The 17450-nt window shown below is 70.4% G+C and carries 14 protein-coding genes; 9 read left to right on the forward strand and 5 right to left on the reverse strand.

Annotation, left to right across the window (positions count from 1 at the left end):
* Nucleotides 1-130: 130 nt before the first annotated feature.
* The 5 genes from HWV07_RS14180 (at nt 131) to HWV07_RS14200 (ending at nt 7602) form a co-directional block, all read left to right on the forward strand.
* Nucleotides 131-2647, forward strand: a complete 2517-nt coding sequence (locus HWV07_RS14180; RefSeq protein ID WP_178334937.1) for a bacterio-opsin activator domain-containing protein — start codon at nt 131-133, stop codon at nt 2645-2647.
* A 256-nt stretch (nt 2648-2903) separates the two neighbouring features.
* Nucleotides 2904-4877: an acetate--CoA ligase gene (gene acs, locus HWV07_RS14185; protein ID WP_178334938.1), complete on the forward strand. Its 1974-nt coding sequence runs from the start codon at nt 2904-2906 to the stop codon at nt 4875-4877.
* A gap of 115 nt (nt 4878-4992) precedes the next feature.
* Entirely contained in the window at nt 4993-5442 is a 450-nt protein-coding gene (locus HWV07_RS14190) for a DUF4212 domain-containing protein (RefSeq protein ID WP_178334939.1), read from the forward strand.
* Nucleotides 5439-7136, forward strand: coding sequence for a VC_2705 family sodium/solute symporter (locus HWV07_RS14195; RefSeq protein WP_246279771.1), 1698 nt, complete (start codon nt 5439-5441; stop codon nt 7134-7136). Before HWV07_RS14190 ends, HWV07_RS14195 begins: the two co-directional genes overlap by 4 nt.
* 4 nt (nt 7137-7140) lie before the next feature.
* Nucleotides 7141-7602 carry a universal stress protein gene (locus HWV07_RS14200; protein WP_178334940.1) on the forward strand — a complete coding sequence of 154 codons (462 nt, stop codon included), beginning with the start codon at nt 7141-7143 and terminating at the stop codon, nt 7600-7602.
* A gap of 230 nt (nt 7603-7832) precedes the next feature.
* Here HWV07_RS14200 and HWV07_RS14205 read toward each other — a convergent pair whose 3' ends face one another.
* A complete protein-coding gene (locus HWV07_RS14205) occupies nt 7833-8498 on the reverse strand; it encodes a cob(I)yrinic acid a,c-diamide adenosyltransferase (protein ID WP_178334941.1) in 666 nt (221 codons plus the stop codon).
* A 129-nt stretch (nt 8499-8627) separates the two neighbouring features.
* Between HWV07_RS14205 and HWV07_RS14210 the strand changes: the two genes are divergently transcribed.
* Nucleotides 8628-9371, forward strand: a complete 744-nt coding sequence (locus HWV07_RS14210) for a GNAT family N-acetyltransferase (protein ID WP_178334942.1) — start codon at nt 8628-8630, stop codon at nt 9369-9371.
* 31 nt (nt 9372-9402) lie between these two features.
* Here the strand turns inward: HWV07_RS14210 and HWV07_RS14215 are convergent, their stop codons facing one another.
* Nucleotides 9403-9660, reverse strand: a complete 258-nt coding sequence (locus tag HWV07_RS14215) for a hypothetical protein (protein ID WP_178334943.1) — start codon at nt 9658-9660, stop codon at nt 9403-9405.
* A gap of 78 nt (nt 9661-9738) precedes the next feature.
* Nucleotides 9739-10167: a nickel-responsive transcriptional regulator NikR gene (gene nikR / locus HWV07_RS14220; RefSeq protein WP_178334944.1), complete on the reverse strand. Its 429-nt coding sequence runs from the start codon at nt 10165-10167 to the stop codon at nt 9739-9741.
* A gap of 189 nt (nt 10168-10356) precedes the next feature.
* On the opposite strand from nikR, the gene HWV07_RS14225 reads away from it, so the two are divergent.
* Nucleotides 10357-10614: a HalOD1 output domain-containing protein gene (locus HWV07_RS14225; protein ID WP_178334945.1), complete on the forward strand. Its 258-nt coding sequence runs from the start codon at nt 10357-10359 to the stop codon at nt 10612-10614.
* A 318-nt stretch (nt 10615-10932) separates the two neighbouring features.
* Here the strand turns inward: HWV07_RS14225 and HWV07_RS14230 are convergent, their stop codons facing one another.
* Nucleotides 10933-13260 (reverse strand): heavy metal translocating P-type ATPase, encoded by a 2328-nt coding sequence (locus HWV07_RS14230; RefSeq protein WP_178334946.1) that lies wholly within the window; start codon nt 13258-13260, stop codon nt 10933-10935.
* 88 nt (nt 13261-13348) lie between these two features.
* Entirely contained in the window at nt 13349-14815 is a 1467-nt protein-coding gene (locus HWV07_RS14235; RefSeq protein WP_178334947.1) for a sulfatase family protein, read from the reverse strand.
* 283 nt (nt 14816-15098) lie between these two features.
* On the opposite strand from HWV07_RS14235, the gene HWV07_RS14240 reads away from it, so the two are divergent.
* On the forward strand, nt 15099-16583 hold the full coding sequence (locus tag HWV07_RS14240; RefSeq protein ID WP_178334948.1) for an alpha,alpha-trehalose-phosphate synthase (UDP-forming): 1485 nt from the start codon (nt 15099-15101) through the stop codon (nt 16581-16583).
* On the forward strand, nt 16580-17437 hold the full coding sequence (gene otsB / locus HWV07_RS14245; protein WP_246279772.1) for a trehalose-phosphatase: 858 nt from the start codon (nt 16580-16582) through the stop codon (nt 17435-17437). Before HWV07_RS14240 ends, otsB begins: the two co-directional genes overlap by 4 nt.
* Nucleotides 17438-17450: the final 13 nt, after the last annotated feature.

Consider the following 17450-nt stretch of genomic DNA (forward strand, 5'->3'; position numbering starts at 1 on the left):
TGTCCTCGCCGCCTTCGCCCCCGAAGGTGATTCCATCGTTTTACTCGCTCACACCGACATCTCCGGTCGTTCGGGGACGCGGCTCACCACCCCGAAGGGTTAAGGTTTCGTACTCTCTCGATAAAGCGAAATGGACGTCCTGGAACGTCGCGAGTACGAGCGGCTCCGCGAGGCCGCGTCGACGCCCCGCGAGCGGCTCGTCGTCCGGCTGGTCGGCGAGGCGGGGGTGCGGCCCGCCGAGCAGGTGCGGATCCGCCCCGGGGACGTCGACCGCCGGCGGTACGCCGGCGAGACCCACCACTTCCTGTCGGTCAGGGACGGCGACGACGAGCCCTGCCGGCGGACGTACCTGCCGGCGGATCTGGCGGGCGCCGTCGACGAGTACGCGGCGACGACGGGGACCGACCCCGACGCCCGGCTGGTCGACGTGACGCCGCGTCGGGTCCAGATGCTCGTCTCCGAGGTGGCCGCCCGGGCCGCCGACGCCACCGGCGAGGAGCGCTTCGAGGGGCTCTCCAGCGACGACCTCCGGCGGTACTTCGCCCGGCGGCTGCTCGTCGAGGAGGACGTCGACCCCCGGGTGGTCGGCGCGGTCGGCGGCTGGGACCGCCTGGCGGCGCTCGACCCCTACCTCGAACCCGTCGACGAGGGGGACGTGGCGGCCGCGTTCGCGGATTCGGCAGGGCTGTCGTCGTCCGGCGGCGCCGCCCTCGACGGGGCGACCGCCACGGCGTCGGTCGAACTCGACGCCGACGGGCAGGTCGTCGACTGCGGGGGCGCCGTCGCCGACCTGCTGGGCCGCGACCCCGGGGCGCTCGTCGAGACGCCGTTCGGCCGGCTGTTCACCGACGACGCACGCGAGCGCGCGCGGCCGAAGGACCTCCTCGCGACCGCCGGCCGCGAGGACCTCGCGGTCGAGGACTGCTGGTTCCGGCGGGCCGACGGCGACCGGGTCCGGCTGACGGCGCTGGTGTGTGCGCTGCGCGACGGGGAGCGCCTCGACGGCTTCGCCGCCGTCCTCCGGCGGGCCGACGCCGACGGCGACCGCGGCGCCGGCGCCTACCAGCGGGCCGTCGAGGCGGCCGGCCAGCCGATGTGCCTGGCGGCCGTCTCCGGCGAGATCGAGTACGTCAACGCCGCCTTCGAGGAGCTGCTGGGATACACGCAGGGGGAGGCCGTCGGCCGGACGGCGGAGGACCTGCTCAGCTCCGGGGAGGATACCGACGCCTTCTACGCCGAACTGCGCGAGACCGTCCTGGAGGGCGACACCTGGACCGGCCAGCTGACCGCCCGCCGGAAGAGCGGCGAACGGGTCCACGTCCGCCAGACGGTCGCGCCGGTCCACGACGACGCCGGCGACGTCGCGTTCGTCGTCGTGGTCGGCACCGACGTCACCGAGCGGGTCCGCCGCGAGCGGTCGCTGGCGCGGCGCTGTGAGACCCTGGAGGGCCTGGAGGCGCTCGTCGCCGACATCAACGCCGCCGGCCGGGAGCTCATCGAGGCCTCGACGCGCGAGGAGATCGAGGCGGCCGTCTGCGAGGCGCTGGCCGACAGCGAGGCCTACCTCGGCGCCTGGATCGGCGAGACCGACCCCGGCGACCCCCGCGTCCGCCCGCGGGAGTGGGCGGGCCTGCCCGTCGAGGACGAGGCGGCCGTCGACGTCGAGTCGCCGGCCCTGGAGACGGCCCTGGACGTCGGCGAGCCGCGGGTGACCGGCGGCGAGTTCGCCCCCGACGTCGTCGGGCCGTTCGAACCGGGCGCCGTCGCCGGCGCCCGGGCGGCCGGCGCGGTCCCGCTGGCCTACGGGGAGACGACCTACGGCGTCCTCGTGGCGTTCACCGACCGGGGGACGGCCTTCGGCGACCGCGAGCGGACGCTGCTCGGCGACCTCGGCGCCCGCATCGGCCACGCCGTCACCGCCATCGAGCGCCGCAACCTCCTTTTGGCCGACACCGTCGTCGAACTGGAGTTCGAGTGCACCGACGGCGACGCCTTCCTCGTCGCGGCGACCCGCGAACTGGGCTGCTCGTGCACACTGGAGGCCGTCGTCCCGGTCTCCGAGACGTCGCTGCTGTTCTACGTGACCCTGTCGGACGCCCAGCCGGACGCCTTCCTCGACAGCGCGACGGCCGCCGAGGGGGTCGCCGACGCCCGCTACATCCGCGAGTACGGCGACCGCTCGCTGCTGGAGTTCACCGTCGAGGGGAGTTCGCCGGCGCTGACGCTGACCGAACTCGGCGCGACCATCCGGGCCGCGGTCGTCGAGTCCGGGACGCAGACGCTCCGGGCGGAGATCGCCCGGGACGCCGACGTCCGGGGCGTCGTCGAGGGGCTCCAGTCGACGTTCTCGGACACGTCGCTGCGGGCGAAACAGGCGGTCGACCAGCCCGTCGAGACGGTCGCGGAGTTCCAGGACTCCCTGGCCGAGAAGCTCACCGACAAGCAGCGGGCGGCCCTGCGGGCGGCGTACTTCGCCGGCTACTTCGACTGGCCCCGTGGGTCGACCGCCGAGGAGGTCGCCGACTCGATGGGCGTCTCCTCGCCGACGTTGCACAACCACCTCCGGAAGGCCGAGCGGAAGCTCCTGGCGTCCTTCTTCGACCACACCCGCGACCACATCGGCGCGGACGTCCCCCGACTGGAGTGAGGCCGGGGTCCGGATGGAACTCAGCAGCCGAGGGACTAGATACTTTGAACCGGCCCGGTTAGTGTCGGATGCTTGTCCACACTGGTTGAGACGATGGCGCCGAACGTCGTCGATGATAGATGATTCGGGTCTCTGATCCCTCGGTTTTCGCGGTGTCTGGCCGGCGGATTCGGGGTCGGGCCGGTCCGCGACGTGCGTTCGTTTGGCATGCTTAGATTCCCCGCTTATTAGTACCCCATCCGCTTGAACGGATGGAATGTCCGATCCAGAGGAGACGCAACTGGAGGCACGGCTCGCCGAACAGGAGGCCTTCGAGCCGCCGGAGTCGTTCGTCGAGCAGGCCAACGTCTCGGACGACTCGATCTACGAGGAGTTCGAGGAGAACTGGCCGGAGTGCTGGGAGCGCGCCGCCGACCTGCTCGAGTGGGAGTCCGACTACGACGAGGTGCTCGTCGACGACGACGAGCCGTTCTACGAGTGGTTCACCGGCGGCGAACTGAACGCCTCGGCGAACTGCCTGGACCGCCACCTCGCCGACCGCGGCGACGAGCTCGCCATCCAGTGGGAGGGCGAACTGGGCGAGACGCGGGAGTACACCTACGAGGAGCTCCACCGCGAGGTCAACGAGTTCGCGGCAGCGCTCCGCGACCTCGGCGTCGAGGAGGACGACGTCGTCACGATGTACATGCCGATGATCCCGGAGCTGCCGATCGCGATGCTGGCGTGCGCCCGCATCGGCGCGCCGCACTCGGTGGTCTTCGCCGGCTTCTCGGCCGACGCCCTCGCCACGCGGATGAACTCCGCTGACTCGGAGTACCTCGTGACCTGCGACGGCTACTACCGCCGCGGCGACGCGCTCGACCACATCTCGAAGGCCAACGAGGGCCTCGAGGGCGTCGAGCACGGGACGACGACGGTCGTCGTCGACCGCCTCGGCGACGACCTCGACCACGACGTCGGCGACGACCAGGTCGACTACGACGACCTCGTCGCCGACCACGAGGGCGCCGAGGTCGAGCCGGTCACCCGCGACGCCGAGGACATGCTGTTCCTCATGTACACGTCCGGGACGACCGGCAAGCCGAAGGGCGTCAAGCACACGACGGGCGGCTACCTGTCGTACGTCGCCTGGACCAGCCACGCCGTCCTGGACGTCAAGGCCGACGACACCTACTGGTGTGCCGCCGACATCGGCTGGATCACGGGCCACTCCTACATCGTTTACGGGCCGCTCGCGCTCGGGACGACGAGCGTGATGTACGAGGGGACGCCGGACTACCCCGACAAGGACCGGATGTGGGACATCGTCGACAGCTACGACGTCAACCAGCTGTACACGGCGCCGACGGCCATCCGGGCGTTCATGAAGTGGGGCAGCCAGTACCCCGAGCAGCACGACCTCTCGAGCCTCCGGCTGCTCGGGACGGTCGGGGAGCCGATCAACCCCAAGGCCTGGAAGTGGTACTACAAGCACATCGGCGGCGAGGAGTGCCCGGTGGTCGACACCTGGTGGCAGACGGAGACCGGCGGGATGATGATCACCACCCTGCCGGGCGTCGGCACGATGAAGCCAGGGTCGGCGGGGCCGCCGCTGCCCGGCATCGACGCCCGCGTGGTCGACGAACAGGGCGAGGAGGTCTCGCCCGGCGAGGCCGGCTACGTGACGGTCAACCGCCCATGGCCGGGGATGCTCCGGACGCTGTACCAGAACGACGAGCGGTTCATCTCCGAGTACTGGGAGGAGTACTCCGACGCCGACGCCGACGAGTGGGTGTACTTCCCGGAGGACGGCGCGAAGATCGACGAGGACGACTACATCACCATCCTCGGGCGGGTCGACGACGTCATCAACGTCTCGGGGCACCGCCTCGGGACGATGGAGGTCGAGTCGGCCGTCGTCGGCGTCGAGGGCGTCGCCGAGGCCGCCGCGGTCGGCGGCGACCACGAGATGAAGGGCGAGGCGGTCTACGTCTACGTCATCACCGAGGACGGCTACGAGGAGGGCGAGGAGATGGAGCAGCGGATCATCGAGGGCGTCGAGGACGCCATCGGTCCCATCGCCCGGCCCGAGGAGGTCATCTTCACGCCGGAGCTGCCGAAGACCCGGTCCGGGAAGATCATGCGGCGACTGCTCGAGGACATCGCCAACGGCGACGAGCTGGGCAACACCAGTACCCTCCGGAACCCGGAGGTCGTCGACGACATCGAGTCCAAGGTACGGGGTGACTGACAGGAATGCGATAGCTCGACGATTTCGGCCGTGCGAACGGTCGAATAGTTTTTGTCAGTTGCAGAGGTACGACGACCGACGTTCGAACCGTGAGGAAGGATACCAAACACGGACCATGACAGACAAACGCAGACACGAGTCAGGGGATGACTCACAGGCGATCGAATCGGACGGTGGTGCGGTCGGGCAGGCCGCCCAGGACCACCGAGACACCGACTACCTCAACCGCGAGGTGAACCTGCTGAAGCCGAGCACGCCGTTCATGCGCGACCACCTGCGGGTGGTCTGGACGGGGTTCGTCATCTGGGCGCTCATCGTCTTCGGGCCGGTGACGCTGACGTACCTGGCGACGGACGCGATGACGACCCAGATGCCGGTGATCGGCTTCCCGCTGCACTACTTCCTGGTGGCGTTCGGGGCGCCGACCGGCGCGCTGCTGCTCTCGCTGTGGTACTCCCGGCGGCGTGACAAGCTCGACGAGAAGTACGGCATCGAGCACTCCACGGCCGAGCGGGCGGCGTCGGGCGAGGAGGCCACGGCCACCGACGGGGGTGTCGACGAATGATGGGCGCCACCGCGGTCCCGCTGCAGGAGAGCCTGCTGCCGGAGGCCCTGGACATCTCGTTCAAGACGATCCCCGCGATACTCGTCCTGGGGATGCTGGCGCTGTTCCTCGCCATCGGGTTCGTCTTCCGGGTGGCCGACACCGAGAACATGTGGGTCGCCGGCCGATCCATCGGGAACCTCGAGAACGGGATGGCGATCGGCGCCAACTGGATGTCGGCCGCGTCGTACCTCGGGATGGCGGCGTCGATCGCCCTCGCGGGGTTCTACGGGCTGGTGTACGTCGTCGGCTGGACGACGGGGTACTTCATCCTGCTCATCTTCCTGGCCGCGCAGCTGCGCCGGTTCGGGAAGTACACCGCGCCGGACTTCGTCGGGGACCGCTTCAACTCCGACAGCGCCCGCGCCATCGCCGCGGTGACGACGTTCCTCATCGGGTTCGTCTACGCCATCGGCCAGGCGAAGGGGATGGCCCTGGTCGGCCTGTACGTCTTCGGCGACTTCGGGGGGGTCGTCCCCGGCCTGGACGGCTACCAGGTGATGGTCGTCGCGATGATGGCCATCACGGTCGGCTACCTGACGCTGTCCGGGATGCTGGGCGCGACGAAGAACCAGGCGGTCCAGTACGTCATCCTCATCGTGGCGTTCCTGGGCGGCCTGTTCGTCGTCGGCTTCACGAACGGCTACTCGACGGTGCTCCCGCAGATCGAGTACGGGATGCTCATCGACGACCTCGGAAGCGAGTTCTCCGAGCCGTTCGCCACGTCGAGCTACTACCTGTGGATCGCGACGACGTTCTCGCTGATCTTCGGGACCTGCGGTCTGCCGCACGTGCTGGTGCGGTTCTACACGGTCGAGAGCGAGCGGACCGCCCGCTGGTCGACGGTATGGGGGCTGTTCTTCATCTGCCTGCTGTACTGGAGCGCCCCGGCCTTCGCGGCCTTCGGCACCAGCCTCTACACCGAGAACGTCAGCCCGACCTACGGTGAGCCCGGCATGAGCAGCGCGGCCAGCGAGGTCATCGTCGTGCTGGCGGCCCAGCTGTCGAACCTGCCCACGTGGTTCGTCGGCTTCGTCGCGGCGGGCGGCATCGCCGCCGCCATCGCGACGGTCGCCGGGCTGTTCATCGCCGGCTCCTCGGCGATCAGCCACGACATCTACACGAACATCATCAACGAGGACGCGACCCAGCGCCAGCAGATCCTCGTCGGTCGCCTGAGCATCCTGGCGCTCGGCTTCATCACGACGCTGGCGGCGCTTGACCCCGCCTCCTCGATCGCCGCGCTGGTCGGCTACGCGTTCGCGCTGGCCGCGTCGGTGCTCTTCCCGATGTTCTTCCTCGGGATGTGGTGGGAGAACACCAACCGGGAGGGCGCCCTCGCCGGGATGACGACGGGGCTGGTCCTGTGGTCCCTCCCGATGATCAACGAGATCGTCCCGAACTACGTCACCGGCCTCGAGGCGCCGCTGTCGGCGGGCATGGCGCAGTGGATGCCCGCCATCGGGTCGGCGCTCATCACGATGCCCATCGTCTTCGCGGTCACCATCGGTGTCTCGCTGGTGACGGACGAACCGCCGATGGAGACGAAGCGCGTCGTCCGGCAGTGTCACAGCCCGGAGCCGATGAGCCAGCAGCAGACGGCGGAGGACGTCGTCGCCACCGACGGGGGCAACGAGACCCCCGCGGACGACTAGACCCATGTACGACAGGATACTCGTCCCGACGGACGGCAGCGACGTCGCGGAGAACGCCGTCGAGCACGCGCTCGACATCGCCGACCAGTACGGGGCCGAGGTGCACGCCCTGTACGTCGTCGACACGGACTCGATGAGCCTGACGCTCGGCGGCGAGCAGCTCGACCGCATCGAGCAGGGCCGGTTCGACGAGATGGAGGACGTGAAGGCCAAGGCCGACGCGGCCACCGGCTACGTCGCCGAGCGGGCCCGCGCCCGCGGACTCGACGTCGTCGAGCACACCTCGGCGGGTCGGCCCCACGAGATGGTCGCCAACTACGCCGACAACCACGACGTCGACCTCGTGGTGATGGGCTCGCACGGCCGCGCCGGCGTCAAGCGCGCGCTGCTCGGGAGCGTCACCGAGCGCGTGCTCCGCGAGACGCACGTGCCCGTCCTCGTCGTCGACATCCAGCAGAACGGCTGACTCGGCGAGTCGCCTTTTTTTCGCAGTCCGCGTCGCCCAGCGGCGGCGCTCGAGTGGGGTGTCAAAGGGGGAGAGCGCAAAGGGGAAGGAGCGTGCGCCCACCCATCCTCCACCCCACGCTGGGAGGGCCCCCAATATGTGTCTTGTGGCGTCGTCTGTCGGCCGTCAGACGGCCGTCCGCTGTCGATTTCGCCGTCCGGGTCGACCCACGAACGACCCGGCGGTCGGGGTCAGTACTCGGTACCTTTCCGGGCGCGCTGGCCGGCGTCGATGGGGTGCTTCCCTTTCCGGACCTCGGTGACCAGGTCGGCGTGGTCCTCGAGGTAGGCCGGGCGCTCGTGGCTGCCCGACAGGACGAGTTCGAGGCGGTCGGGTTTCGACTCGACGAGGGCCACGACGTCGTCGGGGTCGACGAGCCCGCGGTCGGCGGCGTAGAGCACCTCGTCGAGGACGAGCATGTGCATCCCCGCGCCGGCGTCGCCGTCGAGGGGAAGCGGCGTCGAGAGGTCCGCCGCGGCCGCCGCGTCGACGAGTTCGCGGGCGCGCTCCAGGCCAGCGTCGGCCTCGGCGGCGTGGTCGCGCTCGTCGGTGCCGTCGTTCATCGCGTGCCAGCCGTAGTGGCCGAGGTTCTCGTAGCTGAGCCCGGGGACGGCGGCCATGGCGTTGTACTCGCCGCGGACGTCCTCGACGCTGTCGGCGCCGCCCTTCATGAACTGCAGGACGTGGACGCGGTAGCCGTGGCCGGCCGCGCGGAACGCCATCCCGAGGGTCGCGGTGGTCTTGCCCTTGCCGTCGCCCCACCAGACCTGCACGAGGCCGAACTCCTCGGGGGCGGCGGGTTCGATCTCGCGGGCGGCCGGCGTCCGGCCCTTCCCGGGCGGTGTCGGGTCGCTCATGTCCCGGGGTTGCGCCGCCGGGGTCAAGGCGCTGTCGGCGTCCCGCCCCCGGCGTCGTCAACCACCCGACAACCGAACCGGAACCGATAGAGAACTACCCCTAATCGGGAGGACGCCGAACCCGTTCGTATGGAGCTCACCACCGACGAGAAATCAGACGGCGAGACGTTCCGAGACATCGCCGGCCGGTCGATGCGCGCCTCCTACTCTCTGAGCCCCGACCAGATCGAGAACGTCGTCCACACGGCGTTCGGCGACGAGGCCGTCGCCGACCGCGCCGAGAACGACGACGAAGTGGTCGTCACCGCCGAGGAGGACGGCGAGATGGTCGGATTCGCGACCGGCACGGTCACCGACACCGACGACGGGGAGATCGACTGGCTGTTCGTCGCGCCGGAGGCCCGCGGCCAGGAGATTGGGACGCAACTGTTCGAGGAGGTCCAGGCGGAACTGGAGGCGCGGGGCGCCGAGACCGTCCGGGCGCTCGTCCTCTCGGAGAACGAGGAGGGGGAGATGTTCTTCGAGCAGTTCGGCCTCGAGCAGACCGGCAGCCGGGAGCAGGCCATCGGCGACCAGGACTTCGCGACGCACGTCTACGGTCCCCACGGCGACGAGACCGACGAGGAGCTGCACAAGCCCGACACGGTCACGACGGAGGACGGCGACACCGTCTACACCGGCGACGAGGAGCTCTCCGGCAAGCAGGCGCCGTTCCTGGTGCTCTACGAGGACGATGACCGCACCGAACAGTACGGCTTCTTCTGTACGAACTGCGGGACGATGGCCAACGCCGCCGACGGCCTCGACCGCGTCGACTGCGACACCTGCGGCAACGAGAGCCGAGCCGAGGAGTGGGACGGCGGCTACCTGTAACGCTTCGTCTCGACCGCCTCGATCGGCAGTCCTACTTCGTCCCGCCGTGGTCCGACGGCGACTCGTGGACGTAGATGGCGTCGTCGGTCACCCGGTCGACGGCGTCGGCCGGGAGTGGGTAGGCGTCGCGGTCGAGTCCCTCCCAGTCGAAGACCGCCATGATGTTCTCCGGGACGCTGTCGCCGAGGTCGACGTAGACGGTGCCGTCGGTGATTCGGTCGGCGCGACCGAGCGTCAGGTCGCCGCGCCGGACGATCTTCCCCGCGTCCGCGTCGTCGAGTGCTGCCATACCCGGAGGGAGGGACGCCGCCGGCGTGTACTCCGGGCTTGCAAATTCGGGGCGGGTTCTGCCGGCCCCGCTCGCTGCCTAAGAGGACTCGGCCAGTCCTGCCTCGAACTCGTCGACGGGGATGACCGAGTAGTCGACCGAGAGGACGTCGGTCGCGCGCACCTTCCGGACGAACGCCGAGATCTCCTCGAGGCCGCCCTCGAGGACGAACAGCTCCATGCAGTAGTGGTCGCCGACGTGGTTGTGGACGTTCGAGACGACGACGTCCTCGTGCTCGTGGCGGACCTGGATCATGCGCTCCTCGGCGCTGGAGGTGTCGTGGTCGAAGACGACGGTGACGACGCCCATCAGCTCGCGGCCCTCCAGGTCCCGCTCCTCGAACTCGCCGAGGAGGTTCCGGGAGGCCTCCCGGACCACCTCGCTGCGGCCGGTGTAGCCGTGCTCTTCGGCGAACTCGTCGAGCCGTTCCAGGAGCGACTCCGGCATCGAGACGCTGACGACGGTCATGTATTAACTCCGGCGGGTGCGATTGTTAAGGATTGGGGGTCCGCCCCCTGAAGCGTCACCTGCGGACCGGCCCGGAGACGGGGACCGCGTGGCGCTTGCTTGCCTTTGATACCACTTCTCTCAAGCGAACGTGTCCGTTGGTCGCACGTCGGACACAAGACTTTTCCCCGATATTTCCAACGGAGCGGTATGAACGGAACGTCACCCTCGGAGCGGGTCGTCCGGGCCGTCTCGAGGGCCACCGGCAACGACCCGCTGGAGCTACCGCCGCTGTTCGAGTCGATCGACCCCGACGCGCTGGACGCCTCCGTCCGGGCCATGGCCGACGGCGAGATCTCCTTCCGGTTCGCCGGCCACGCCGTCACGGTGGACAGCGACGGCACGGTCGACCTGAGCGAGCAGGCCTCGGGGGAGCCGGCGGCAGACAGCGCGGCGAGCGACGACTGACTGCGACAGTCCGGGCTCTTCTCCGGTCTCGTCTTCGGGCTGGTCGTACCGTACACCGAAAGCGACGCGGACCGCGCCGACGAACTCGAGCGGCAGGTCGAGGAGCTGGAGGGCGAACTGCAGGGGAACGACGTGCTGAGCGGGACGCGCCGTAGCCGTCGCTGACAGGTCGGATTTCCGGTGGGCAGAATCACGAGTACCCCTACCCGCTGCCCACCTTCGTATCAGTCCCTCTCTGCAGGGTAGTAATATGTCTTGTGGCTGCGGCCGGGAATGCTGGTAAACGCTAGCACGCGGTGTCCCCCGGCCTGCGGCGGCCTACTCCGGTTCGATGCGCGAGAGGCGCATCGCGTTGCCGGTGACGCCGAGGCTCATCCCCATGTCGCCGACCACGACGGCCAGCGCGACGCTGACCAGGCCGAGGGGGACGCCCAGCGCCAGGAGGAACTTCACGCCGAGGCTCGCCCAGATGTTCTGCCTGATGACGCCGTTGGCCCGGTGGGACAGCGCGTACAGGTAGGGGAGCTTCCCGACGTCGTCGCCCATCAGCGCGATGTCGGCGGTCTCGAGGGCGGTGTCCGTGCCGGCGGCGCCCATCGCGATGCCGACCTCGGCCCGGGCCAGCGCGGGGGCGTCGTTGATGCCGTCGCCGACCATCGCGACCGTGCCGTACTCGGCCTGCAGCGCCTCGATGGCGTCGACCTTCTCCTCCGGCAGGAGCTCCGCGCGGTACTCGTCGACGCCGACCTCCTCGGCGATGGCGCGGGCCGTCCCCTCGTTGTCGCCGGTCAGCATCACGACCCGCTGGACGCCGAGTTCCCGCAGGCGCTCGACGGCCCGCCGCGAGTCGGGGCGGACCTCGTCGGCGATGGCGATGGCCCCGAGCAGCCGCGACTCGGTCCCGACGAGCACCACCGTCTTGCCCGCCTGCTCCAGGTCCTCGAGGGTGTCGCCGTCGAAGGCGCCGGCCCCCGCTTCGGCGGCCTCCGGGACCGCCCCGCCGTCGGTCCGCCGGGCCCGCGAGAGGTCGTAGCCCAACTCCTCGAACAGCGAGGGCTTGCCGGCGTACACCGTCTCGCCGTCTATCTCCCCGCGGATGCCGCGGCCGGTCAGGCTCTCGAACGACGTCGGCTCCGGCAGGTCGTCGACCCCGGCCTCGTCGGCGCGGGCGAGGACCGCCGCGGCGATGGGGTGTTCGCTGCGCCGCTCGATGCCCGCCCCGTACCGGAGCAACTCCCGCTCGTCGACGCCGTCGGCGGGGACGACGTCGGTGACGGCGAGCTCCCCCCGGGTGAGGGTGCCGGTCTTGTCGATGGCGACGGCGTCGACCTCGCCCATCGCCTCGAGGTAGTTGCCGCCCTTGATGAGCACGCCGTTCTTCGCGGCGCTGGTGATGCCGGAGACGACCGACACCGGCGTCGAGATGACGAACGCGCAGGGGCAGGCGATGACCAGGAGCGTCAGCCCGCGGATGAACCACGTCTGCCAGTCGCCGGCGAACGTGAGCGCGTAGCCGGCGACGCCTGCCGACACCGGGTCGTCGATGAGCAGCGGCGGAACCGCGGCGGTCAGGATGGCCAGGACGACGACGAGCGGCGTGTAGTAGCCCGCGAACCGGTCGACGAACTGCTCGGTCTCGGTCTGCTCGGCCTGGGCGCCCTGGACCATCTCGATGATCCGCGAGAGCGTGGAGTCGCCCGCCGTCGAGGTGACCTCCACCTCGAGGTACCCCTCGGCGTTGATGGCGCCGGCGAACACCTCGTCGCCGGCGGTCTTGTCGACGGGGACGCTCTCGCCGGTGATGGGCGACTCGTCGACGGCGCTGTCGCCCTCGACGACCGTCCCGTCGAGGGGGATCTTCTCGCCGGGGCGGACGACGACGACCTCGCCGACTGCCACGTCCTCGGCGGGGACGGTCACCTCCTCGCCGTCTCGCTTCACGGTGGCCTCGTCGGGCGACAGTTCCATTAGCTCCCGGAGGGAGTTCCGCGCCCGGTCCATCGCGAAGTCCTCGAGCAGTTCGGCGACGCTGAAGAGGACGGCGAGCGTCGCCGCCTCGACGAAGTAACCGATGCCGGTGGCCGCGATGATGGCCGTCCCCATCAGCAGGTCGATGTCCAGGCTCCGGTTCCGCGCGGAGTAGTAGCCGCTGCGGACGACCGGCAGCCCGCTGATCGCGACGGCGGCGAGGAACAGCACGTCGGCGACCTCGAGCGGGTACTCGAGGACGCTCGCCACCGCGACGTTCTGGCCGGGCAGGAGGAACTCGAAGAGGAGCCCGAACACGACGAACGCCGCGCCGAGCCAGGTCTTCTTCGCCCGCGGACTCGTCCAGACCTCCGCCGGCGGCGCGACGTCGACGCCGTCGTCGGCCCCCGCGTCGTCGCTCCCGCCGACGACCTCGTAGCCGGCCTTCTCGATGGCCGCGACCACGTCGGCCTCGTCGACCGCGTCGGCGTCGTAGGTGACGACGGCGGTGCCGGTCGTGGGCTGCAGTTCCGTCTCGAGGACGCCCTCGACGCGCCCGAGGCTCTTGTCGACCTTGCTGGCGCAGGAGGGGCAGTCCATCTCGGGGACCGCCAGGTGGGCGGTCAGCTCCCTGGGCCGACCGCCGCCGGCCCGACTCGTCGCGCTCTCCTCTGTCATTACGCGGGTCTAGGCGGGACGGACGGATAGCCTCTCGGTTGGTGTGTACCAACCGACCGGGGGAGAGAACGTCTCGACCGCGGCGCCGCTACATGTAGCCGAGGCTCTCGAGGCGCCGCTCGGTGTCGGCGTCGACCTCGACCTCGCCGTCGGCCTCGGCGTGCTCGAAGGAGCCGTGCCAGGACTCGAGGCGCTCGCCGAGGGCCGTCACGCGGTCGCGGTGCGTCGCCGAGAGGTCCGTCCGCTCGCCCGGGTCCTCGACGACGTCGTAGAGCTCCTCCAGGCCGTCGGAGCCGCGGATGAGCTTGTACTCGCGGGTGCGGATCGCCCGGAGCGAGCGGTCGTACTCCCGCACCGACTCGGGGATGCCGTCGAAGCGCTCCTCGAGGCGCTCCATCGAGGGCTGCGGCGCGACGTACTCCGCGTAGACGGCGTCGCGCTCCTCGGCATCGGCCTCGGGGTGGAACGAGGGGCCCTGGCACTGCTCGCGGAGCGTCGGGTCGTCGATCCCGGCGGCGTCCAGCAGCGTCGGGACGAGGTCGGAGAGCTGGACGAGCGCGTCGGCGTTGCCGGCGCCGCCGGTGAAGGCGCCGCCGTGGCAGACGAGCGGCACGTGCAGCAGCGTGTCGTAGAGGTTGTACTGGTGGCCGAGGAAGCCGTGGTCGCCGACGTTCTCGCCGTGGTCGCCGCAGACGACGAGCAGGGTGTCCTCCCACTCGCCGGCGTCCGCCAGGGCGGTCCGCAGGCGGTCGAGCTGCTCGTCGACGTAGGCGAGTTCGCCGCGGTAGAGCCCGTACAGCAGCCGGAACTCCCGGTCGGTGAGGTCGTACTCGCCGACGTCGTAGGCGCGGGGGTCCTGGCGGAGTTCGACGGCCTCCTCGAAGCTCGCGCCGGCCGGCAGGAACCGCTCGGCGTACGCCTCGGGCGGCCGGTAGTCGATGTGCGGCTCGAGGTAGTTGACGAAGGCGAAGAACGGTCGGTCGGCGTCACGGTCGTCGAGCCAGGACTCGATGCGGTCGGTGGTGCGGGCGGCGCCGTCGTCGCCCGCGGGCTGGAGCAGTTCGCTGTAGGCGATGTTGGCCGCGTTGACGGCGGGGTTGCCGTCGAAGAGGTTGTTGGCGGCCCGCCGGAGCTTCTCGCGGGGCTGGTCGGCGCGGGCGACCGTCCCCATGTCGGCGTCGGACTGCCAGTACTGCCACCCCTTCCAGAACGAGTCGAAGCCGCGCGCGAAGCCGAACTCCTCGGTGATCCAGGTGTTGTTCGAGACCCCGATCGTCTCGTAGCCGGAGTCGGCGAACGACTCCGCGACGGTGCGGTGGCCCTCGTCGAGGTAGGTGTGGTCGCCGTGGGCGCCGTGCCGCGAGGGGTAGGCGCCGGTGAACAGCGACGCGTGGGACGGCACGGACCACGGGGCGCACGCGAATGCGTGCTCGTAGGCCGTCCCCTCGGCGGCGAGTTCCGCCAGCGTCGGCATGGTTTCCTCCCGGACGGGCGGGGCGTCCGAGGCGCGAGCGGTGTCGAGAACGACGAAGACGACGTTCGAGGGGCGTGTCATGGGTGGTGGCCTCGAGCACTGGGCTCGGTACACCCTGAATTCGCCGCCGCGTTATAAGGCCGGACTGCCCGCAGGTGCAGGCCCGGGGCTTAGTTGCAGACCGAATCGACGCTGATCGTAGTGGGCGGCCCCTGTCAGTTCTCGCGCGGCGTCATCACGTCGCTCGGAGCCAGGAGGCGATCTCCGCCCGCAGGCGGGGCGGCTCCGTCCGCTGCGACGTAGCTGGGAAGCTGCATGTGCAGGCTCTGTCCATATCACCGAACGCGGCGAAATATGCCCTGTAATGGAGGAGACCCTCTCCCGCGCGGACGTGGACATCGGGGCAGTCACCGACGACGTACACGTCGTCTCCAACCGCCAGCCGTACCGCCACGAGTACGGCGAGGACGGCGACGTGGAGGTCGACCGGCCGACGGGCGGCCTGACGGCCGGCCTCGACCCGGTCATGCAGCAACTCGGCGGGACCTGGACCGCGTGGGGCGACGGGGACGCGGACTTCGCGGTCAGCGACGACGGCAACGCCGTGGCGGTGCCGCCGGAGGACCCCTCGTACACCCTCCAGCGGATTCCCCTCTCCGAGGAGGAGGTCGCGGGCTACTACGAGGGGTACGCCAACCAGACGCTGTGGCCGCTGTGCCACAGCGCGATGGGGAACGTGCGCTTCGACCACGACGACTGGGAGGAGTACCGCTCGGTCAACCGGAAGTTCGGCGCCGTCGTCGCCGCGCAGGTCGACGACGACTCGACTGTGTGGTTCCAGGACTACCACTTCGGACTCGCCCCCCGGTTCGTCCGCGGCGAGACCGACGCCGTACTGATGCAGTTCTGGCACATCCCGTGGCCGTCCGCCGACGTCTTCCGGGTCGCTCCCAACGCCGAGGAGCTGCTCGACGGGCTGCTGGCCAACGACCTGCTGGGGTTCCACGTGCCGCGCTACTGTGCGAACTTCCTGGAGTGCGCCGAGGAGCTGGTCGACGACGCCGTCGTCGACTGGTCGGAGGACCGCGTCCTCTACGGCGACCGCGCGACGCGCGTCGAGGCGTTCCCGCTGAACGTCGACGCCGACAGCATCGCCGAGCAGGCCGACGCCGCTCCCGACGCCGGCGCGCGCGTCCGCGAGGAGTTCGGCATCGATCCCGACCGGCCGATCGCCCTCGGGGTCGACCGCCTCGACTACACCAAGGGCATCCCGGAGCGGCTCGATGCCCTCGAGCACCTCTGGGAGACGCGGCCGGACCTCCGCGGGGCGTTCACCTACGTCCAGAAGGGCGAGGAGAGCCGCCAGGGCATCGAGGCCTACCGGGAGCTGCAGGCGGCCGTCGAGGAGCGCGTCGACCGCATCAACGAGCGGTTCGGCACCGACGACTGGCAGCCGGTCGTCTCGACGACGGAGTTCCTCGAGCCCGAGACCCTGTACGGCCTCTACCGCGACGCCGAGGTCGCGCTCGTGACGCCCGTCCGCGACGGGATGAACCTCGTCGCCAAGGAGTACGTCGCCGCCCAGGACGACGGCGACGCCGCGCTCGTGTTGAGCCGGTTCACCGGGGCCCACGAGGAACTCGGCGACGGCGCCATCGTCGTCAACCCCCACGACACCCCGGCCACCGCCGACGCCATCGCGAGGGCCTTCGAGATGGACGGCGACGAGCGGAGCGACCGCACCCTGCAGATGCGCCAGGCCGTCGACGACGGCGGCGTCACCGAGTGGATCGACTCCGTCTTCGAGACCGCGGCGGCGGTCGCCGAGGAACGGAGGTCGTCGGCGTGACGAGCGTCACGGACGATTCCGACGACCGCAGGAGCGGCGGGGACGAGGACGAACTGCCGCTGCTCGGCAACTGGCTGTCGCTGCTGGAGGACCGGCTGTCCGGCGCCGAGCGCCTCGCGCTGTGTCTGGACTTCGACGGCACGCTCGCGCCCATCGTCGAGGACCCCGACGCGGCGGCGATGCCGGAGCGCACGGCGGCGGCCCTCGAGGAACTGGCCGGCCACCCGGGCGTCGACCTCGCGGTCGTCAGCGGCCGCGGCCTGGAGGACCTCCGCGAGCGCGTCGCTGTCGACGACTGCGTGCTCGCCGGCAACCACGGCCTCGAGATCGACCGCGGCGGCGACCGCTGGACCCACCCCGAGGTCGACCCCGAGGCGCTCGACCGCGTCCGCGAGACCGTCGCCGAGCGCGTCGAGTCCATCGACGGCTGCCACGTCGAGGACAAGCGCCTCACCGCGACGGTCCACTTCCGGCGTGCGGACGTCGGCCGCGAGGAGGTCCGGCCGCTCGTCCAGTCGGCGGTCGACGACGTCTCCGGCTTCGAGGCCACCGACGGCCGGCAGATCGTCGAGATACGGCCGAGCGTCGAGTGGGACAAGGGCGAGGCCGTCCGCGAACTCGTCGACGACCGCGCCCTCGGGATCTACGTCGGCGACGACACGACCGACGAGGACGCCTTCGAGGCCCTCGAGGACCTGCCGGGCGGCGGCGTCGGCATCCTGGTCGGGGACCGACCCTCGGCCGCCGAGTTCCGCGTCCACGACGTCGACGGCGTCCGGGCGTTCCTGGAGTGGCTGGCCGACGGTCACGGCCCCGTCGACGGCGCCGACGCCGACGGTTCCGCTGACGCGTAGCTATCCGCGGGCT

Source organism: Natronomonas salina, assembly GCF_013391105.1.
Lineage (GTDB): Archaea > Halobacteriota > Halobacteria > Halobacteriales > Haloarculaceae > Natronomonas > Natronomonas salina.